General features: G+C 68.7%; 18 protein-coding genes. 15 read left to right on the top strand and 3 right to left on the bottom strand.

The genetic code is table 11. The features are described 5' to 3' along the window. The first annotated feature begins 137 nt into the window (after positions 1-137). On the top strand, positions 138-2,525 hold the full coding sequence (locus NFU08_RS03710) for a phosphoketolase (protein ID WP_251420833.1): 2,388 nt from the start codon (positions 138-140) through the stop codon (positions 2,523-2,525). A 6-nt stretch (positions 2,526-2,531) separates the two neighbouring features. Here NFU08_RS03710 and NFU08_RS03715 read toward each other — a convergent pair whose 3' ends face one another. Continuing rightward, complete coding sequence (locus NFU08_RS03715; RefSeq protein ID WP_251420835.1) at positions 2,532-3,284, bottom strand: DUF429 domain-containing protein; 753 nt, start codon at positions 3,282-3,284, stop codon at positions 2,532-2,534. 145 nt (positions 3,285-3,429) lie between these two features. On the opposite strand from NFU08_RS03715, the gene NFU08_RS03720 reads away from it, so the two are divergent. Next, the gene (locus tag NFU08_RS03720) at positions 3,430-4,278 is read left to right on the top strand and encodes an alpha/beta fold hydrolase (RefSeq protein ID WP_251420836.1); all 849 of its coding nucleotides are present in this window, start codon (positions 3,430-3,432) and stop codon (positions 4,276-4,278) included. Here the strand turns inward: NFU08_RS03720 and NFU08_RS03725 are convergent. Beyond that, entirely contained in the window at positions 4,200-5,621 is a 1,422-nt protein-coding gene (locus NFU08_RS03725; RefSeq protein ID WP_251420838.1) for a carboxylesterase family protein, read from the bottom strand. The genes NFU08_RS03720 and NFU08_RS03725 overlap by 79 nt on opposite strands. Before the next feature lie 194 nt (positions 5,622-5,815). Then, complete coding sequence (locus NFU08_RS03730; protein ID WP_104185712.1) at positions 5,816-6,304, bottom strand: inorganic diphosphatase; 489 nt, start codon at positions 6,302-6,304, stop codon at positions 5,816-5,818. A gap of 153 nt (positions 6,305-6,457) precedes the next feature. On the opposite strand from NFU08_RS03730, the gene dacB reads away from it, so the two are divergent. The 13 genes from dacB (at position 6,458) to NFU08_RS03795 (ending at position 19,558) form a co-directional block, all read left to right on the top strand. Further along, positions 6,458-7,993, top strand: coding sequence for a D-alanyl-D-alanine carboxypeptidase/D-alanyl-D-alanine-endopeptidase (gene dacB / locus NFU08_RS03735; protein ID WP_251420841.1), 1,536 nt, complete (start codon positions 6,458-6,460; stop codon positions 7,991-7,993). Between the two features lie 203 nt (positions 7,994-8,196). Next, positions 8,197-9,330, top strand: coding sequence for a zinc-dependent metalloprotease (locus NFU08_RS03740; RefSeq protein WP_251420966.1), 1,134 nt, complete (start codon positions 8,197-8,199; stop codon positions 9,328-9,330). 156 nt (positions 9,331-9,486) lie between these two features. Then, a complete protein-coding gene (tilS, locus tag NFU08_RS03745; protein ID WP_251420968.1) occupies positions 9,487-10,542 on the top strand; it encodes a tRNA lysidine(34) synthetase TilS in 1,056 nt (351 codons plus the stop codon). Between the two features lie 31 nt (positions 10,543-10,573). Beyond that, entirely contained in the window at positions 10,574-11,125 is a 552-nt protein-coding gene (hpt, locus tag NFU08_RS03750) for a hypoxanthine phosphoribosyltransferase (RefSeq protein WP_041651844.1), read from the top strand. Between the two features lie 233 nt (positions 11,126-11,358). Beyond that, a complete protein-coding gene (gene ftsH / locus NFU08_RS03755) occupies positions 11,359-13,422 on the top strand; it encodes an ATP-dependent zinc metalloprotease FtsH (protein ID WP_251420843.1) in 2,064 nt (687 codons plus the stop codon). A 9-nt stretch (positions 13,423-13,431) separates the two neighbouring features. Then, entirely contained in the window at positions 13,432-14,076 is a 645-nt protein-coding gene (gene folE, locus NFU08_RS03760) for a GTP cyclohydrolase I FolE (RefSeq protein ID WP_174178931.1), read from the top strand. Between the two features lie 10 nt (positions 14,077-14,086). Next, entirely contained in the window at positions 14,087-15,007 is a 921-nt protein-coding gene (gene folP, locus NFU08_RS03765) for a dihydropteroate synthase (RefSeq protein ID WP_174178929.1), read from the top strand. A 10-nt stretch (positions 15,008-15,017) separates the two neighbouring features. Next, the gene (folB, locus tag NFU08_RS03770) at positions 15,018-15,425 is read left to right on the top strand and encodes a dihydroneopterin aldolase (RefSeq protein ID WP_251420845.1); all 408 of its coding nucleotides are present in this window, start codon (positions 15,018-15,020) and stop codon (positions 15,423-15,425) included. Continuing rightward, positions 15,422-15,967: a 2-amino-4-hydroxy-6-hydroxymethyldihydropteridine diphosphokinase gene (gene folK, locus NFU08_RS03775; RefSeq protein WP_251420846.1), complete on the top strand. Its 546-nt coding sequence runs from the start codon at positions 15,422-15,424 to the stop codon at positions 15,965-15,967. Before folB ends, folK begins: the two co-directional genes overlap by 4 nt. Next, a complete protein-coding gene (locus tag NFU08_RS03780; protein WP_251420848.1) occupies positions 15,964-16,536 on the top strand; it encodes a DUF3180 domain-containing protein in 573 nt (190 codons plus the stop codon). The genes folK and NFU08_RS03780 overlap by 4 nt, the downstream gene beginning before the upstream one ends. Beyond that, a complete protein-coding gene (locus NFU08_RS03785; protein ID WP_174178253.1) occupies positions 16,517-17,029 on the top strand; it encodes a PH domain-containing protein in 513 nt (170 codons plus the stop codon). Before NFU08_RS03780 ends, NFU08_RS03785 begins: the two co-directional genes overlap by 20 nt. Then, a complete protein-coding gene (locus NFU08_RS03790) occupies positions 17,026-18,672 on the top strand; it encodes a PH domain-containing protein (protein WP_397425119.1) in 1,647 nt (548 codons plus the stop codon). Before NFU08_RS03785 ends, NFU08_RS03790 begins: the two co-directional genes overlap by 4 nt. Continuing rightward, positions 18,665-19,558 (top strand): Rossmann-like and DUF2520 domain-containing protein, encoded by an 894-nt coding sequence (locus tag NFU08_RS03795; protein ID WP_251420850.1) that lies wholly within the window; start codon positions 18,665-18,667, stop codon positions 19,556-19,558. The genes NFU08_RS03790 and NFU08_RS03795 overlap by 8 nt, the downstream gene beginning before the upstream one ends. Positions 19,559-19,560: the final 2 nt, after the last annotated feature.

The raw sequence follows: 19,560 nt of genomic DNA on the forward strand, positions 1-19,560 counted from the left end.
TTGAATCCAAAGACTACCGGTTGGTAGCAGCCCCAAGGCAAGCGGGGTTGCCTCGGGCTGGCCCTTCTGGTGCGATGGGGGAACGGCCGCACCTGCCGGATGGCGACAGCGGGGGAGCACGCTACGTGAGGACGGTTATGACCAGCAGCATGGGGCCCGACGAACTTGAACTTGTGGACAGCTGGTGGCGCGCCGCCAACTACCTTTCCGTCGGGCAGATCTACCTCCGCTCCAACCCGCTGCTGCGCGAACCGCTGAAGGCCGAGCACACGAAATCCCGGCTGCTGGGCCACTGGGGCACCACCCCCGGGTTGAACTTCGTCTATGCCCACCTGAACCGCGTCATCCGCCGCGACTCCGCCGAGATGCTCTTCGTGGCAGGTCCCGGCCATGGCGGCCCCGCCGTCGTCGCCAACGCCTGGCTGGAAGGCACCTACTCCGAGATCTACGGTCATGTGGGCAACGACGCCGACGGCATGGCAGAACTCTTCCGGCAGTTTTCCTACCCGGGCGGCATCCCCAGCCACGCGGCCCCCGAAACCCCCGGCTCCATCAGCGAAGGCGGCGAACTGGGGTACTCCCTGGCCCACGCGTACGGATCGGTACTGGACAATCCCCAGCTGGTCACCGCCGTCGTCATTGGCGACGGCGAAGCCGAAACCGGCCCGCTCGCCGCCAGCTGGCACTCGCACAACTTCCTGGACCCGGCCGCGGACGGTGCCGTGCTGCCCATCCTGCACCTGAACGGCTACAAGATCGCCAACCCCACCATCCTGGCCCGGATGCCGGAAGAGCAGCTGGAACAGCTCCTGCGCGGGTACGGCCACGAGCCGTATTTCGTCACGGTGAAGGACCCGGACAACACCGAACAGGCGCACCGCGACTTCGCCGAAGCGCTGGACCGGAGCCTGGCCGGCATCCGCGCCATCCAGGAATCCCGCCGTGCGCCGGCGGCCGGAACGGACGGGGCAGCGGATGTGGACGGTGCGCCGCGCTGGCCCATGATCGTCCTGCGCTCACCGAAAGGCTGGACGGGACCGCGCACAGTGGACGGGCTGCCGGTGGAAGGGACGTGGCGGAGCCACCAGGTGCCCCTCTCGGAGGTCCGCACCAACGGGGAGCATCTGAAGCAGCTGGAAGAGTGGCTCCAGTCCTACCGGCCTGCGGAATTGTTCGACGGCGACGGCCGGCTCCGGCCCGACGTCGCCGTGGCAGCGCCCGCCGGCTCCTTGAGGATGAGCGCCACGCCGCATGCCAACGGCGGGCTGCTCCGCAAGGCGCTGAAGCTGCCCGCGTACCGGGACCACGCCGTCGAGGTCCCGGAGCCCGGAACGGACCGCGTCAGCCCGATGATCACGCTCGGCTCGTGGATGCGGGACGTCATCTCGCTGAACATGGAGACCTTCCGGCTCTTCGGCCCGGACGAGACCGCGTCCAACCGCCTGCAGAACGTCTACGAGGTCACCGACAAGGTGTGGCAGTACCGGATTGACGACGTCGACGAGAACCTCGCGCGGTCCGGCAGAGTGATGGAGGTGCTCAGCGAACACCTGTGCCAGGGCTGGCTGGAGGGCTACCTCCTCACCGGCCGGCACGGCGTCTTCAGCTGCTACGAGGCCTTCATCCACATTGTCGACTCCATGTTCAACCAGCACGCCAAGTGGCTGAAGGTGCACCGGCAGCTGCCGTGGCGCCAGCCGGTGCCCTCGCTGAACTACCTGCTGTCCTCCCACGTCTGGCAGCAGGACCATAACGGGTTCTCGCACCAGGACCCAGGGTTCATTGACCACGCCGTGAACAAAAAGGCAGAGGTCATCCGGGTGTACCTGCCGGCCGACGCCAACACCCTGCTGTGCGTCATGGCCCACTGCCTGGCCTCCACGGACTACGTGAACATCGTGGTCAGCGGCAAACAGCCCTCGCCCACGTGGCTGGGCCCGGCCGACGCCGCCAACCACTGCCGCAGGGGGCTGGGCATCTGGGACTTCGCGGGGTCCGAGGTGCCCGGCGAGGAGCCCGACGTCGTGATGGCCTGCGCGGGCGACGTCCCCACGGTGGAGACCGTAGCCGCGGCGGAACTGCTAAAAGAGGGTGCGCCCGGGCTGAAAGTCCGGGTGGTGAACGTGGTGGACCTGATGCGGCTGCAGGACGAGAGCGAGCACCCCCACGGGCTTCCGGCGCGGGACTTCGACGGGATCTTCACGGCGGACAAGCCCATTATTTTCGCGTACCACGGCTATCCCGCGCTGATCCACCGGCTTGCCTACCGCCGCAACAACCAGGACGGGCTGCACGTGCGGGGCTACAAGGAAGAGGGAACCACCACCACGCCGTTCGACATGGCGATGCTGAACGGTATTGACCGATTCCAGCTGGCCATCGACGCCATCGACCGCGTGCCCGGGTTGGCCGAGCGGCATTCATCCCTCCGCCAGAGCCTCCAGGACCGGCGGATGCGGGCGCGCGAACACACCCGCACGCACGGCGAGGACCCGGAGGAGATCCGGAACTGGACCCTCGGCTAGTTCCCCCTAGGCAACCAGCCCGTCGAGGCCGCAAGTCGGCAGGTGGATCCAGCCCTCCGTGCGGGCGGCTGCGGCGTGCGCCTCGTCCGGACCGGCCGTCAGTCCAAGGGCAACGGCGCGGGCCGTGAGCGCGGCGATGACGGCGTCGAACATGTCGTCCGAGCCGGCCAACCGGTCCCCGTAGCCGTTCAGGTCCAGCCAGGGGGCCTGTTCCCTGAGGGTTCCGAGGAGCACGGCAAGCCGTTCCGCCTCGGAGCTGCCGCGTCCCTTGTAGCCGCGGGCGTTCAGGCCCCAGATTTTCAGCGACGCGGCCGGATAGACCTCCGCAAGGCGTCCGGAACCGTCCCGGAGCTGCGGCCCGTGGAGTGCTGCGATCTTTGCCTGGATCACGGCGCACCGCATGGCCGGATGTGCCAGCCTGTCAGCGGAAACACTGAGCGGAATCAGGCGTGTCCGGCCCGTGACGAAGCGGTCCGTGTCCCGGTAGGCCAGCAGCCGCCGTCCCTCAATCCCGTCGTACTCCAGCACGGGTCCGGCGTCGAAGGCAAGGTGCCCGGCCAGGAAGGGAATGAGGGCGTCCGGCCAGCCAACCGGGCAGTCCACGCCGGTCATGTCGCTGGCACCGAAGAGGGAAACGATCTCCTCGTCCTGCACATCCAGCCCGAGGTGCACCAGCCGGGCTGATCCGCGGCTCCATTCGATGACGGCCACGGCCGTCTTCTTGGCAGCCGCGGCGAGGTCCACTCCGAGCGTCTTCACGTGACCAGACTCTACCGCCGGCCGCCCCGGCCTGTACCGGCGCGCGCCGGCCCGTACTGGACAGCGGATGACGCCCCGCCCCGGTTCTGCAAGGCTGGGGCGTGGTGGGCCGCCCCGGCTGACCAGGCCCGAAAGGAACATCCCCATGCCCTGGCTCGATCTGCTCGGCAACGACATCCACTACACGGACTCCGGCCGCGGCCGGCCGGTGGTGCTGCTGCATGGCCATGCCTCGGCCGCGGCGTGCTGGGAACCGATCATCCAGGACCTCGAGCGGGACTTCCGGGTGCTGGCGTACGACACCTACGATCACGGCTGGTCATCGAACTCCCCGCGGCAGGGACCGCTGGTTGACCGGGCTGCGGAGCTGGAGCACTTCATAGGTTCCCTGGGCCTGGAAGACCCGGTCATTGTGGGGCAGTCCATGGGTGGCATGACCACGCTTCGCTGGGCGGTCCGCCACCCCGGCAGCGCGGCTGCCCTGGTGGTCTGCGGGATGGGCTGGCCCCTGGTGGTGCCGCCTCCCGGGCAGGCGGGCACGCCGGAAAAGTTCCAGGTGTTCAGCTCCCTCGACCAGGACGAGGGGATCTGGCTTGGCGTGGGAAACTCCTTCACGGAGCAGTGGATCGAGGACAACCCGAAGGACTTTGCCCGCTATATCAGGGTCCGATCAACCGCCACAGCCATTGAAGCGGCCAGGTACCCGCGCAGCCTCGAACAGAGCCAGGGGGAGTTCCTCAGCGCTGACCCACGGGACGTCGAAGCCTTCCAGCAGGGACTGGAATCCGTAACCAGCCCGCTGGTGGTGCTGATCGGGGAGGAAGAAAGGCCGCGAATCCGCCGCGGAGCGGAGCACGTTGCCGCCACGGTGCCCGGCGCCCGTCTCCTGGTTGTCGGGGACGCCGGCCACAATGCCTACTTCCAGCGCCAGGACATCCTGGTGGACGTTGTCCGCAGCACGGTTTCCACCACCCGGGGCCGCCGGCGGGGCTGATGCGGCCGCTCCGACGTGTAGTCCAGGGCGCCCGGAATGCCGCCCTCTTCGCCAAGGCTGTCACCGCGCGCAAAACGTGACCACAGTGCACGCAGTTCCCGTCCCACGGCGTCCACTTCCTCCCAGCCCGCCCCGGCAACCAGTCCTGCTCCCTCCCACGTGCTCCGCTTTCCGAAGAGCAGCGGCAGGTCAATGGTGTGCGCGGCGCCGAGGACGTTCCCGGGGGCATGCCAGTGCAGCACGTAACGGTGGGCGCTGCCGCCGGCCAGGACGTGCCGGCGGGCGAACTTACGGGCTGCCCGGCCATAAACAGTCTCCGTGACCACCCAGTTGATGGCCCGGAGGAGGGTGGGGCCGGCGACGGGAACACGGTCCAGGCGGCTGAGGTAGGGGCTGCGGGGAAGGAACAGCCTCGCCTCCTCGGAGGTGTGGCCTATCAGGATCTCGACGCCGGGCGCAGAGCGGTTCCAGGCGGCCTCGATCCCGGTTTCCTCCGGCAGGGGCGCGTGACCGTACTGGGTGCCGAACGGCATCGCAGCCAGCATCCCGAACTTCCGCGCCACCTGCGCCACGTGGTCCTCCCGTTCCACCACTTCCATGGCGGGAGTCTCCTCGGTGACGGCCTCGGCGGCGATGCCCATGGCGTGGTTCATCCTGGCCCGCCCGCGCGAAATGCCCAAGGGGGCGCTTTGGATAATGGCGCGCTGGAACAGTGCCGGGGCTTCGGGCGTCGCCATCAAGTGGGCGATCGCGTCACCGCCTGCGGACTGGCCGAAGGCCGTGACCCGGCGGGGATCGCCGCCGAATGCGGCGATGTTGCGCTGCACCCAGCGGAAGGCTTCGAGCTGGTCCAGCAGGCCCAGGTTGGCAGGCCGGCCCGAGCGGGTTGCCAGGAAGCCGAACAGCCCCAGCCGGTAGGTCACCGAGACCACCACCACGCGGTTCTCGGCTACCAGTACCGCCGGGTCGAAGATGGCGAGGTCGCCCGATCCGGTGGTGTAGGAACCGCCGTGGATCCACACCATCACGGGCAGCCGCGCGCTTGCCGGGCTGAACAGGTCCACGTCCGCGGGCATGGTGATGGACAGGTTCTGGCAGTCCTCGCTCCCGGGCAGTTCGCCGTACCGGGTGCCCAGGATGTCGTCCAGGAAGGGCACGGGCCCTTGCGGGCAGGCGGGAGCAGGGGAGGTTGCGGCATACGGCCGGGTCCAGTCGGGGGCCGGAGCAGGCGGCTGGAAACGTCCGGCGGTGGCGTACGGGATCCCGGTGGCGCGGAGGACGTCGCCGTCCCGCCAGCCTGTGACGGGACCGCAGGGGGGACTAAACAGGGGCTCGGAACTCACAGGGCAACGATTCCACAAATTCCTGGGAGTTCTTGCCCAGATATGCAGGCTTTGAAGTCGTTGAAGCCTGCATATCTGGACAAAAGTTCCGGGGATGACGACGGCGGGTGGTGCGGTTCCTGAAGAACCGCGCCACCCGCCGTCGGGCGTCAGCTGGCGCCCTCACCGGGAGACGGTGGGTGGGCCGGTGGGGACTAGTGGCCCGTGGGCACGTACCGCTTGATGGAGGCTTCGAGCTCGGCTTCGGCGGCGGCGCGGTCGCCCCAGCCCTCGGCCTTGACCCACTTGCCCGGCTCCAGGTCCTTGTAACGGGTGAAGAAGTGCTCGATTTCCTTGATCAGGAAGTCGCTGACGTCGGTGACTTCCTGGATGTGGTCAAAGCGGGCATCCACGGGGACGCAGAGGATCTTGGCATCTCCGCCGCCGTCGTCGGTCATATTGAACACGCCGATGGGGCGGGACTCAACGATGACGCCGGGGTGCAGGTCGAAGTCCTGGAGCAGCACCAGTGCGTCCAACGGGTCGCCGTCTTCACCGAGGGTGTTCTCGAAGTATCCGTAGTGCGTGGGGTACTGCATGGAGGTGAAGAGGACGCGGTCCAGGCGGACGCGGCCGGTCTCGTGGTCGACTTCGTACTTGACGCGCGATCCCTTGGGGATCTCGATGGTCACGTCATGCTTCATGGAATGCTCCTCGGCAAGTCAGGGGGTTCGCGGCACTTCTGACGGGCAACAAAAAGGACTGTCAGTGCCGCCGACTATTATCGAGGATATAGCGAGAGGCCCTGGAATCAGGAACTTGTGGGGAAATTTCAGGACTTGAGGACCGGCACGGGCATGACCAAAACACGCAGTACGGATCAGGGGCTTGGCCGTGCCCGGCAGGCGGCGGGGAACGGCTCCGGTGGCATGCGGAGGCCATGGCCGCTGGTCCTGCTCTCAGCGCTTCTGGTGGCCCTCGCCGTCCCGGCAGCGCTGCTGGTGGCGCCGGGCTTCCTCGGTCCCGAACCACCAGCACCCGCTCCGCCTGCGCCCGCCTGGCAGCAGGTTCCAACCGCGCTTTCTACCGTGCCGGGGCTCGCCCCGCCGGACGGCTCCGCTCCCGTCCCGCTCCCGTCCGCCGTCAGTGCCCAGCTGGAACCGCTGCTGACGGCCGACGGCGGCGGAACCTTCACCGCCGTGGTGCAGGATGCGCTCACCGGCCAGGTCCTGTTTGACCGCGGCGGTTCCGAAGGCCGGGTGCCGGCGTCCAACATGAAGCTGCTGGCGGCGGTCGCTGCCCTGCGGGTCCTGGGCCCGGAGCACACGTTCGCCACCCGGGTTGTCGCCGGGCCGGCGCCTGGCCAGGTGGTGCTGGTTGGCGGCGGCGACGTCCTTCTTGGACCCGGCGGGTCCAAGAAGGACCAGGTGATGGGCCACGCAGGCCTGGCAACGCTGGCCGCCCAGGCCGTGGAGGCGCTGCAAACGGGCGGCGCCACAGGGGAGATCAAGGTCCTGGTGGATGATTCCCTCTTCTCCGGCCCAGCCCTGAACCCGGCGTGGGAACCAGGGGACGTGGCTGCCGGTGAAGTCGCTCCCGTATATTCCATGGCATTAAATTCCGCCCGCTACGATCCTGCCGTTACAACCGGACCGCGCCCGCAGGACGCGGCAATGACGGCAGCTGAGGAATTCGCCGCCGGGCTGCGCAGCGCAGGCGCGGCCGCGGGACTCACCGTGGCAGCCGCCGTCGAACGCCTGCCCCAGCCGGCAGCCGGCACAACGGCGCCGGCACGCCCGGAGGGGGAGGGGACCAGCCAGCCTGTCGTGCTGGGCGAAGTCCAGTCCGCCACCGTTGCGGAGCAGGTGAACCTGATGCTCCAGGACTCAGACAACTACCTGGCGGAGGCATTGGGCCGGCTGACAGCGCTGGCCGACGGGCTGCCGGGCAGCTACGACGGCGCCACGGCAGCGGTGGGCGCGCAGCTTGCCGCTGCCGGACTGGCTGCGGAGGGGATGAAACTGGTGGACGTGTGCGGCCTGGCCATGGGCAACCAGGTCCCGGCCCGGCAGTTTTCCGAGGTGGTGCGGGCCATCACGTCCGGAACGGACACCAGGCTCCGGTCGGCGCTGGACGGCTTCCCGGTGGCCGGCCTCTCCGGAACCCTGGACACCCGGTACGGCGATGCCGCCACCGCCCGGGGTGCGGGCCTGGTGCGCGCCAAGACGGGCACCCTAAACACAGTGCTGGCACTGAGCGGCTACGTGGTGGACGCGGACGGCCGGCTCCTGGCCTTTTCCTTCATCGGAAACGGGCTGACCCCCGGTGCCGCGGGGAACAAGGAGGCGCTGGACCGGGCCGCCACCGCGCTGGCCGCTTGCGGCTGCCGCTGAGCTTCGGGCCAGGGCGGACCCCGCCACACTGCCTGCCAGCCCTGCCACCTGAGCGGCCCCTCCCCGCCTGAACGCTGCTGGCCAACCCTTCAGGCGGTCCAGGGCCGTTCCTGGCGGACCGGATGCCTCCGGATGCCCCCGGAAGGTTCGCCGGTGAGCGAACTTAAGGACTATCCCCAGCCTGCTGTGTTCTGATGGGAACCATGGAGCCCACCGCACGTGAGTCGTCAGCCCAGACGTTGTCCGCCACGGCACAGTCCCTGATCAACTGGGACCTCGCCGCCTCCACCGCCGCGCGCCTGGTCCCGGCCGGGCCTGTGCTGGACCAGGCCGCCATCAGCGAGGCCGTGGACAGCCTGCGGCGCCTGGCGGACGTGTCCGTTGACCATGTCCACGAGATCACCGGGCTGGAAGCCGCGCGCGACCTCCGCGACTCCTCCGTGCTGGTGGTGGACCGCGCCTCCTGGGCCAAGGCCAACACGCAGAGCTTCGCCGTGATGCTCAAACCCGCCATGGAAAAGATGCTGGAAAACAGGCAGGGCACGCTGAGCCCGGGCGCCGCCAGCGTCAGCGGGGCCATCACCGGAAGCCAGCTCGGCGCCGTCCTGGCTTTCCTCGCCAGCAAGGTCCTTGGCCAGTACGATCCCTTCGCCGCCCTCGCCGAAGGCTCCACCGCGCCTCCGGCCGGCAGGCTCCTGCTCGTGGCCCCGAACATTGTGGCCGTGGAACGCGAACTCAACGTCACCCCGGAGGATTTCCGGCTCTGGGTGTGCCTGCACGAACAGACCCACCGCGTGCAGTTTGCCGCCGCACCGTGGCTCCGGCACCACATGCTGGAGCAGATCGACGAACTCAGCGTGCACCTGCTGGGCAACGTCGATTCCCTCATGGAGCGTGCCACCGCTGCTGCCCGTTCGTTGAAGGACCGTACCGCCTCGGGGAACACTCCCGGCCGGGGCGCCATCCTGGACCTCCTCCAGGACCCGGAGGAGAAGGCCGCCATCTCGCACCTCACCGCTGTGATGAGCCTCCTGGAAGGCCACGCCAACGTGGTGATGGACGCCGTGGACGCCAGCATCATCCCGTCCGTGAAGACCATCCGGCAGAGGTTCAACGACCGCGGCAAGGACCGCGGCGTGATCGAAAAGTTCATCCGCAGCCTCCTGGGCCTGGACGCGAAGATGCGCCAGTATTCGGACGGCGCCAGGTTCGTCCGCGCCGTGGTGGACGCCGCCGGCATGGAAGGCTTCAACAGGGTCTGGGAGTCTGCGGACCACCTGCCCACCGAACCCGAGATCCACGACGCCAAGCTGTGGCTTGAGCGGATGGGACTCTGATTGCCGCGCAGCCAGCCTGAAGCCGCTTCCAACGCCGAAGCCACCGCCGGGGGCCGCACTGGGGGCACCGCCGCGGGCGCCATGAGCGGCGGTTTCAGCAGTGGACGACGACGGCCCGGCAGGCTGGCGCCCGTCGTCGGCACAGCGCGCAAGGCGCTGGGAGACGCCCTCGCCCAGGCCGGCTATCCGCGGCACGTCCTGGTTGCCTGCAGCGGCGGCCCGGACTCCCTGGCCCTGGCAGCCGTGGCCGCGTACTTTGCCCGGCGCGGGCATGTGGACGGCCACCCGGTAACAGTCGGGGCGGCCGTGGTTGACCACCAGCTGCAGGAAGGGTCCGCGCGGGTCGCCGCCAGGACCGCGGAAATGCTGCAGGAGCTGGGCCTGTCCCCGGTGGAAATCCGGACCGTAACGGTGGACGGCACCGGCATGGGCCCCGAGGCCGCTGCCCGGGAGGCCCGGCACGCCGCACTGGAAGCGGCAGCGGCAAGCCAGGGAGCGGCAGCAATCCTGCTGGGCCACACCCTGGACGACCAGGCCGAGCAGGTGCTCCTGGGCCTGGCGCGCGGCTCCGGCACGCGCTCGCTGGCAGGCATGAGGCCGGCGAGGGGTGCCCTGCTGCGGCCGTTCCTACGGCTTCGCCGGGCGGACACTGAAGAGATCTGCGAGGTGGAGGAACTCGAGCCGTGGCACGACCCCACCAACTCGGACCCGTCCTATGCCCGGTCCCGGACGCGCGTGGAGGTCCTGCCGCACCTGGAGGAAAAGCTCGGTCCCGGCGTCGCGGAATCCCTTGCCCGCACAGCCTCCATCCTGCAGCTCGACGCCGACTACCTCGAGGATGTGGCGGAAGCCACCTTCGCGTCGCTCGTGGAGCGGAACGGTCCGGAGGTGAGCCTTCCGGAGGAGGCGTTGCGCGCCCTGCCCGCTGCCATCAGGTACCGCGTGATCGCCAAGGCCGCGGCCGACGTCGGCGGGCAGCAGCCCAGCTACCAGCGCCTTCTGGCGGCGGAGGCGCTGCTGCGGCGGCACGGCTCGGCCGGGCCCGTGGAACTCCCCGGCGGAGTGAGCGCCTACCGCCTGTCCCTCGCGCAGCTGGCCGGCGCGGAACCCGCGGACAGCCCGGCTGCCGGCGGTAAAGGCAAACCCGTTCCCCGCGAAGCCGCACGCTGTGGGAAGCTAGTACTCCGGCCTCAAAAGCCCCCCGCAAAATAGTCGCACCCCCGCATCTACACAGGAGCCATTGGTGGATTCAAACGACGTCCAGGCAGACCTCAAGCACGTTCTCTACACCAAGGAACAGATCCAGCAGCGGATCACCGAACTCGCTGCCCAGATCGACAAGGACTACGAGGGCCGCGAAATCCTCATCGTGGGCGTGCTCAAGGGCGCGGTGATGGTCATGGCTGACCTGGCCCGGGCGCTGCACAGCCACATTTCCATGGACTGGATGGCTGTGTCCTCCTACGGCTCCGGCACCCAGTCCTCCGGGGTTGTCCGCATCCTGAAGGACCTTGACACGGACCTCATGGGCAAGGACGTCCTGATCGTCGAGGACATCATCGACTCCGGCCTCACCCTCTCCTGGCTGAAGACCAATTTAGAATCTCGCGGCACGGCATCCGTGGAGATCTGCACCGCCTTCCGCAAGCCCACCGCCGCCAAGGTGGAGATCGACGTCAAGTACGTCGGCTACGACATCCCCAACGAATTCGTGGTCGGCTACGGCCTGGACTACGCCGAGAAGTACCGCAACCTGGACTTCGTGGGCACCCTGGCGCCGCACGTTTACGAGTAGGCTGCCCGCCCGGACCGCCGTCCGCGCCGCCGTCGGCAATGACCTGCAGAACCCCGCCCTTGACCAGGCCCGCCGCCGTCCTGGCGGCGCTACGCCCACAGGGAACTTTTGCCGTTCATCATGCGTGATCTACTCCGGACGGTGTATAGCTAGAAGCTGACGCAGCACCATCACGCGCGCAGACTACTCGCCGTGAAGCACTACCAGAAGGGACGGGGCCAGCCCCCGAACAGATGAAAGCTAAGAACTTCTTCAAAGGCCCGGGCATCTGGATCGTCGTCGTGGTCGGTCTGCTCCTGGTGGCCTTTGCAACGCTTGCCCCCGGTGGTGCGGCACGGATCGACACGGACAAGGGCCTTGAACTGCTCTCCGGGGACCAGGTGGAGCAGGCCAAGATCTTCGACGGCGAAAACCGCGTTGACCTGACTTTGAAGGACAACCTGCAGCTTGACGGGCAGGACAAGGGCAAGAGCGTCCAGTTCTTCTTCGTGGACGCCCGCGCCGAGGACGTAGTCAAGGCCGTCACCGATGCCAGGCCGGCCCAGGGCTACACGGACCAGCCGATTGAGAGCAACTGGTTCTCCGGCCTGCTCTCCCTGCTGATTCCCGTCATCCTCCTGGGCGCCCTTTTCTGGTTCCTCATGACCCGCATGCAGGGCGGCGGCTCCAAGATCATGCAGTTCGGCAAGTCCAAGGCCAAGATGGTCAGCAAGGACATGCCGCAGGTGACCTTCGCCGACGTCGCCGGATCCGACGAAGCCGTCGAAGAGCTCCAGGAGATCAAGGAATTCCTCCAGGAACCCGCCAAGTTCCAGGCCGTCGGCGCCAAGATCCCCAAGGGCGTGCTGCTGTACGGCCCTCCGGGTACCGGTAAGACCCTCCTGGCCCGCGCCGTCGCAGGCGAGGCCGGCGTTCCCTTCTTCTCCATCTCCGGCTCCGACTTCGTGGAAATGTTCGTGGGTGTGGGTGCCTCACGCGTCCGCGACCTGTTCGAGCAGGCCAAGGCCAACTCCCCGGCCATCATTTTCGTGGACGAGATAGACGCCGTTGGCCGCCACCGCGGTGCCGGCATCGGCGGCGGCAACGACGAACGCGAGCAGACCCTCAACCAGCTCCTGGTGGAGATGGACGGCTTCGACGTCAAGACCAACGTCATCCTCATCGCCGCCACCAACCGCCCGGACGTGCTGGACCCCGCGCTGCTCCGCCCCGGACGTTTCGACCGTCAGATCGGCGTGGAAGCACCGGACCTGATCGGCCGCGACCAGATCCTGCAGGTCCATTCGAAGGGCAAGCCGATGGCGCCCGGAGTGGACCTCAAGGCAGTGGCCAAGAAGACCCCCGGGTACACCGGCGCGGACCTGGCCAACGTCCTGAACGAGGCAGCGCTGCTCACCGCACGCTCCAACGCCAACCTCATCGACGACCGCGCCCTGGATGAGGCCATTGACCGTGTCATGGCCGGCCCCCAGAAGCGCAGCCGCGTGATGAAGGAGCACGAGCGCAAGATCACCGCCTACCACGAAGGCGGCCACGCCCTGGTGGCGGCAGCGCTGCGGAACTCCGCCCCGGTCACCAAGATCACCATCCTGCCCCGCGGCCGCGCCCTGGGCTACACCATGGTGGTCCCGGACAACGACAAGTATTCGGTGACCCGCAACGAACTGCTGGACCAGATGGCCTACGCCATGGGCGGCCGCGTTGCAGAAGAAATCGTGTTCCACGACCCGTCAACCGGCGCGTCCAACGACATCGAAAAGGCCACCGGCACCGCACGCAAGATGGTCACCGAGTACGGCATGAGTGAGCGCGTCGGCGCCGTGCGGCTGGGCCAGGGCGGCGGCGAGCCCTTCCTGGGCCGCGACGCCGGGCACGAGCGGAACTACTCTGACCAGATCGCCTACGTGGTGGACGAGGAAGTGCGCCGGCTCATCGACCAGGCCCACGACGAGGCCTACGCCATCCTCACCGAAAACCGCGACGTCCTGGACCGCCTGGCCCTCGAGCTGCTGGAACGCGAAACCCTGAACCAGTCCGAGATCGCCGACATCTTCCGCGACATCCGCAAACGGGATTTCCGCGAAGTGTGGCTGTCCAAGGAGTCCCGTCCGGTCCAGATGGCGGGTCCGGTGGAGTCCCGCCAGGAGAGGGCGGAACGCGAGGCCCAGGAGGAGGCGAAGCAGGCGCGGTTGGATGAGCCGCTCGACGCCCAGCCGCCGCACCCGCAGGGTGTTCCGGAGGATGCTCCGTTCCAGGGCGGCGTCACCGACGCGGGCCCTGACACCCTTCGCGGCTAAGCTTTCTACGTGACCCACTTCGACGACGACGACGTTCCCGCCTCCGCCGGATACCCGGCGGAGGGCGGCGCCCACCACTCAAAGCACCAGAAGGTGGACCGGCCCCGGATAGAGGCGGCCGTCCGTGAGATTCTCCTTGCCATCGGAGAGGACCCGGACCGCGGCGGCCTCATCGACACCCCCAAGCGCGTGGCCAAGGCCTACGCCGAGGTGTTTGCCGGGCTGCACCACGACCCCGCGGACGTCCTGTCCACCACCTTCGACCTTGACCATGAGGAACTCGTCCTGGTCAAGGACATCCCGTTCTATTCCACCTGCGAGCACCACTTGGTGCCGTTCCACGGGGTGGCCCACGTGGGCTACATCCCGTCGCACGAGGGCAAGGTGACGGGCCTGAGCAAGCTGGCCCGGCTCGTGGACATCTACGCCCGCCGCCCGCAGGTGCAGGAGCGGCTCACCACTGAGATCGTCGAGGCGATGGTCCGCTACCTCAAACCCCGTGGCGCCATCGTCGTTGTTGAATGCGAACACATGTGCATGTCAATGCGCGGTATCCGCAAGCCCGGAGCGAAGACCGTCACCAGCGCGGTCCGCGGGCAGCTTCATGACCCGGCCACCCGTGCCGAAGCCATGAGCCTCATCCTCGGAAGGTAAACCTCAGACCATGGACTCACTAGCTGCAGCGCCGGGAACCGGCCCCGCAACGTCCCCCCTGCCCATCCTTCGCAAACCGCGGCCGGCGGCCCGGTTCGAAGACCTGCCTACGGACCGCACACTGGTCATGGGCATCCTGAACGTCACCCCGGATTCCTTCAGCGACGGCGGCCGCCACGCCACCGCGGACACCGCCATCGCGGCGGGGCTCCGCATGTTCTACGCCGGTGCGGACATCATTGACGTCGGCGGCGAATCCACCCGGCCCGGTGCCGAGGACGTCAGTCCGGAGGAAGAACAGCAGCGCGTCATCCCCGTCATCCAGGCACTGGTGAAGGCCGGGGCGCTCGTCAGCATCGACACCACGCACGCCTCCACCGCCGCCGCCGCGGTGGAAGCCGGCGCTGCCATTGTCAATGACATCTCAGGCCTCAGCATCGAACCGGAAATGGCGGAGTTCGTGGCGGCCGCCAAGGTTCCGTACATCCTCACCCACCGCCGCGGGGACGCGCGCACCATGAATTCGCTGGCCGACTACAAGGACGTGGCGGGGGAAGTGGTGGCCGAACTCGCAGGCGTCCGGGACAAGCTGTACGCCGCCGGCGTCACCGCGGAAAAGATCATCGTGGACCCGGGCCTGGGGTTCGCCAAGAACGACGCCCAGAACTGGGAGCTCCTGCAGAACCTGGACCAGCTGGACAGCCTGGGCCACCGCGTCCTGGTGGGGGCCTCACGCAAGCGGTTCCTCGGAACCCTGCTCACAGTGGCCGGCAAGGCTGCCGCCCCGGAGGAGCGCGACGGCGCCACCGCTGCCATTACCGCCATCAGCGCCTACCGCGGCGCCTGGGCCGTCCGCGTGCACGACGTCGGCCCCAGCCTTGACGCCGTCAAGGTTGCCGCGCGCATGGCCGCACCCCGCGCCGACAGCTAAGCCGCGCGCCATGGACAGGATTACGCTGAGCGGGGTGACCGCCGTCGGCCATCACGGCGTGTTCGATTTTGAACGCCGCGAGGGCCAGCCTTTTGTTGTGGACGCAGTGCTGTACCTGGATTTCGCCAAGGCTGCGGAGTCCGACGACGTCCGGGACACCGCGCACTACGGCGAGGTGGCGCAGCGTATTACCGAGTGGATCTCCGGCGAGCCGCTGAACCTGATCGAAGCCCTGGCAGTCCGGATCGCTGACGGCCTGCTGTCCGAGTTCCGTCTGGAGGCCGTGGATATCACCGTCCACAAGCCGCAGGCGCCCATCGAGGTTCCCTTCGGCGACGTGGCGGTCAGCGTCCACCGCGCCCGGCCCGTTGGGGAAGAACGCGACGGGGACAAGCAATCCCAGGGGGAGGGGCCATGAACAGCGGCTATACCAAGGCGGTCCTGGCGCTCGGCAGCAACCTCGGTGAGCGCAACGACACCCTGTCCGAGGCTGTGGCCGACCTCGTTGATCCGCCGGAGGTGCGGTTGCTCGCCGTCTCGCCGGTTGTGCAGACGAGGGCGGTGGGCGGTCCCCCCAACCAGCCGGACTTCCTCAACATGGTGATCACCGTGGAAACCAGCCTGGCCCCGCACGAGCTGCTGGAACACTGCCAGGCCGTGGAGAACAAGCACCACCGCGTGCGGGAGGTGCGCTGGGGTCCGCGGACGCTCGACGTCGACATCATCACCTACGGCGACGTCCGCAGCGACGACCCCACCCTTACCCTGCCCCACCCCCGCGCCGCCGTCCGCGCCTTTGTCCTCTACCCGTGGTCGCTCATCGAGCCGGCTGCCACCCTCGACGGGGAGCGGATCAGCGCCCTGGCCGCCCGGGCTGACGATTTTGGCGACCTCGCACCCTTTGACGGCTTCGGTGACTTCGACGGCGTACCCACGGCCGGGGCGGTGGAAGAGCGATGAAACCCATCAATCCGCTGCGCCTCCTGCTGATCGGCTTCATCCTGGCCGTGGCGGGCTGGTCCGCCACGGTGGTGACCAGCCGGTTCAGCATGTCCACCCCCGTCCTCCCGGCCACTGCCCTGTCCACCATGGGCGTGATCGTGGCCATCACCCTGATCCTGGGCATCCGGGTGCTGAAGTGGCGCAACAGCCTCAACGGCACCGGTGCCGGGACGGGCACAAAAAACGGAACCAGGAAACGGCCCGTTCTTGATCCGCTCCTCGCCGCGCGGACCCTGGTCCTGGCCCAGGCCTGCGCCTACGCCGGCACCGTGCTGCTGGGCTGGCACGTGGGCATCTTCCTGGACCAGCTCCGCATCTGGAGCCTGCGCAGCAACCAGGGCATCACCTGGCTGGCACTCGCCATGGCCGGCGGGGGACTGGTGATGATCGTGGTGGGCCTGCTCGTGGAGCGGTTCTGCAAGATCCCGCCGGAGGACGGCGACACCAAGGGCATCGAAGGTAAACCCGGCCGCACCGTGCACGGTGAAGCCGCCGGGGAAGGCGAGTATGCATACCGAGGCGATTGACCCTCCCGGCATCACCTGGCAGCGCGTGTCCCCGAAGTACGTCACCGTCAGGATGGTGCAGTGGGCCCTGGCCAACCTGGCCACCGTGCTGGTGTTGTCCCTTCCGCTGGTGCTTGTCCTCGCAGGCGTGTGGGCCTGGCCGCCGCTTTGGCTGGCAGCCACAGTGCCCGCGGTGGCGTTGGTGGCAGCCCTTTGGCGGCTGGCGCTCATCCCGCGGCAGGTCCGTGCCATCGGTTATGCCGAACGCGATGACGACCTCCTGATCAGGACCGGCATCTTCTTCCAGCGCACCATGGCCGTCCCCTACGGGCGCATGCAGTATGTGGACATCGGCGTGGGCCCGGTGGAGCGCGGACTGGGCCTGTGCACGCTCAAGCTCCACACCGCCTCACCCGGCACCAACGCCCAGATCCCGGGCCTGCCCGCCGCAGAAGGTGCACGGCTGCGCGAGCAGCTGGCGGCGCGGGGCGAAGCCAGGCTGGCAGGGCTGTGACTGCGGAGGAACCGCGTCCCGGGCCCGCCGCCCCCGTTTCTGACGCAGGCGGCACCCCGGCTGCAGCGCAGCCGGCCACCGCGCACCCGGCCACCGCGCAGCCAACCGGGCCGTCCGACGGCGAATGGCTGCGCGTGCACCCGGCGTCGCCCTTCATCCGCGGCTGGGTGGCCCTGGCAGCCATAGCTTTCTTCTTCGGCCGTGACGTCTTCGAACGCTCGCTGCAGGGCGGGCCGGTCTTTGAGGAAGAGCTCGCCGGCCGGGCTTCCTGGCTGCTGGCCGGCGGCGGAGCGGTGCTGCTGGTCTCGGTCCTGGGCTTCCTCCTCACCTGGTACTTCACCAAGTACCAGGTGTCCGGCGGCTACGTCAGGGTCAATACCGGGTTCCTTTTCCGGCAGCAGCGCCAGGCGAGGCTGGACCGGGTCCAGGCCATCGACATCGTGCAGCCCCTGCTGGCCCGGATCTTCGGCCTCGCCGAACTCAAGTTCGAGGTGGCCGACGCCGGAGAGTCGGCGGTGCGCCTGGCCTACCTGAAGATCGACGACGCCCGGCAGCTCCGCGCCACCATCCTGGCCCGTGCCGCCGGCGTGGCCGTTGACCCCGCCCACCCGGAGCAGCCCCTACCCGAGGCGCCCGAATTCCAGGTCCTGTCCGTGCCGCCGCAGCGCCTTGTGGGTTCCCTGCTGCTCAGCGAGCAGAGCTTCTTCGTGGTGGCGGGCGGCATAGCTTCCGTGGTGCTCGCAGCCGCTACGGACAGCCAGGCGTTCTACCTCTACCTCATCCCTGCGGGCCTTGGCCTGGCAGCCAGCTACTGGGGACTGTTCAACAAGGGCTACAACTTCACCGCCGCGATCTCCCCGGACGGCATCCGGCTCCGCTACGGCCTGCTGGACACCCAGGCGCAGACCCTGCCGCCAGGGCGCATCCAGGCCCTGAAGGTCACCCAGCCGCCGCTGTGGCGTCCGCTGGGCTGGTACAGGATGCAGGTCAACGTGGCCGGCTACGGTGTGGTGGAGAACGCCGGAGAAGGGTCCGCCCGGACCACCCTCCTGCCCGTCGGCACGCTGGCGGATGTGATGGCCATGCTCGCCCTGGTGCTGCCGGACCCTGGAACCCCGCAGCCCGCCGTCGTCTTCGGCGCCGGGCTGAACGGACTGGATTCCGACGGCGGATTCGTCACCACGCCGCGGAGGGCCCGCTGGCTCGCGCCGCTGGGCTGGCGGCGGAACGGGTTCGCGGCCACGGACACCGCCCTGCTGCTGCGCTCGGGGCGCTGGTGGCGCCAGCTTGTGGTGGTTCCGCACCAGCGCACGCAGTCCATCGCCCTGCACCAGGGCCCGCTGGCACGCCGGTTCCGCGTCGCCGACCTGGTGCTCCACACCACCCCCGGACCCGTGGTGCCGCGGCTGGCCCAAGCCGCTGCGGAGGTGGCCCTGTCGTTGTTCGACGAACAGTCTGCGCGCGCCCGGCTGGCCAGGAAGCGGCAAACCACCGAACAATGGCTCCGGCAGGTGGTGCCCGATGCCGCGGCGGCCGGCACCGGACCAGTGGCCGGGCCCCTGGAAAGCCCAACCCCCCTGGAAAACCTGTCCACCCTGGAAACCCCAGCCCCACAGCAACAGGAAGGCGGTCAGCATGGCTAAGCCGGGACGCCTCGGCGTCGGAATCATCGGCGCTGGCAAAGTGGGGGCGGTCCTTGGCGCCGCCCTGCGCGCCGCGGAACATGCCGTCGTCGGCGTTTCGGCGGTGTCCGAGGCGAGCCGTGAGCGCGCAGAAACGCTGCTCCCCGGCGTGCCCGTCCTGGAAGTGCAGGAGATCGTTGAGCGGGCGGAACTGGTCCTGCTGGCCGTCCCCGACGACGCCCTCCCGGGCCTGGTGGACGGGCTCGCGAAGCTGGGCGCATGGCAGCCGGGCCAGCTGGTTGCGCATACCTCCGGCCGGTTTGGCGTGGGCGTCCTGCACCCGGTCCGGGCTGCCGGAGCCGTCCCGCTGGCGCTGCACCCCGCCATGACGTTCACGGGGATGAGCCTGGACCTCACCCGGCTGCTGGACTGCACCTTCGGCGTCACGGCCGACGCCGCCATGCTTCCCATCGCCCTGGCGCTGGTGGTGGAAATGGGCGCCGAGCCGGTGGCCATTGCCGAGGCGGACCGCACGCTCTACCACGCAGCCCTGGCGCACGGCTCCAACCACCTGGTCACCCTCGTTGCGCAGTCCTCAGAGCTGCTGCGCTCGGTGGGAGTGGAGCTGCCGGAACGCATGCTGGGCCCGCTCCTGCGGGCCACGCTGGAGAATGCCCTGGCGTCAGGGGAGTCCGCCCTGACCGGTCCGGTGGCGCGCGGCGACGTTGGCACCGTCGCGGCGCACGCGGAGGCGCTGCGGGAGTTCGACGGCGGCGGGCATGGCGATGTGCTGGCCGCCTACCTTGCCATGGCACGCGCCACCGCCCTGCGGGCAGAGGGGCGCGGGCTGCTGAAGCCGGACCAGCTGGAGGGGCTGCGCCAGGCCCTCGATCCTGAGGAGGACTGACA

Origin of the sequence: Pseudarthrobacter sp. NCCP-2145, assembly GCF_023708005.1 — a bacterium.
Lineage (GTDB): Bacteria > Actinomycetota > Actinomycetes > Actinomycetales > Micrococcaceae > Arthrobacter > Arthrobacter oxydans.

Coding starts and splice junctions, on each gene's coding strand:
- folK (WP_251420846.1), top strand. CDS start 15,422: ATGAACAGCGGCTATACCAAGGCGGTCCTGGCGCTCGGCAGCAACCTC.
- NFU08_RS03740 (WP_251420966.1), top strand. CDS start 8,197: ATGGAGCCCACCGCACGTGAGTCGTCAGCCCAGACGTTGTCCGCCACG.
- NFU08_RS03785 (WP_174178253.1), top strand. CDS start 16,517: ATGCATACCGAGGCGATTGACCCTCCCGGCATCACCTGGCAGCGCGTG.
- NFU08_RS03795 (WP_251420850.1), top strand. CDS start 18,665: ATGGCTAAGCCGGGACGCCTCGGCGTCGGAATCATCGGCGCTGGCAAA.
- folB (WP_251420845.1), top strand. CDS start 15,018: ATGGACAGGATTACGCTGAGCGGGGTGACCGCCGTCGGCCATCACGGC.
- NFU08_RS03720 (WP_251420836.1), top strand. CDS start 3,430: ATGCCCTGGCTCGATCTGCTCGGCAACGACATCCACTACACGGACTCC.
- NFU08_RS03780 (WP_251420848.1), top strand. CDS start 15,964: ATGAAACCCATCAATCCGCTGCGCCTCCTGCTGATCGGCTTCATCCTG.
- ftsH (WP_251420843.1), top strand. CDS start 11,359: ATGAAAGCTAAGAACTTCTTCAAAGGCCCGGGCATCTGGATCGTCGTC.
- NFU08_RS03710 (WP_251420833.1), top strand. CDS start 138: ATGACCAGCAGCATGGGGCCCGACGAACTTGAACTTGTGGACAGCTGG.
- dacB (WP_251420841.1), top strand. CDS start 6,458: ATGACCAAAACACGCAGTACGGATCAGGGGCTTGGCCGTGCCCGGCAG.
- folP (WP_174178929.1), top strand. CDS start 14,087: ATGGACTCACTAGCTGCAGCGCCGGGAACCGGCCCCGCAACGTCCCCC.
- NFU08_RS03730 (WP_104185712.1), bottom strand. CDS start 6,304: ATGAAGCATGACGTGACCATCGAGATCCCCAAGGGATCGCGCGTCAAG.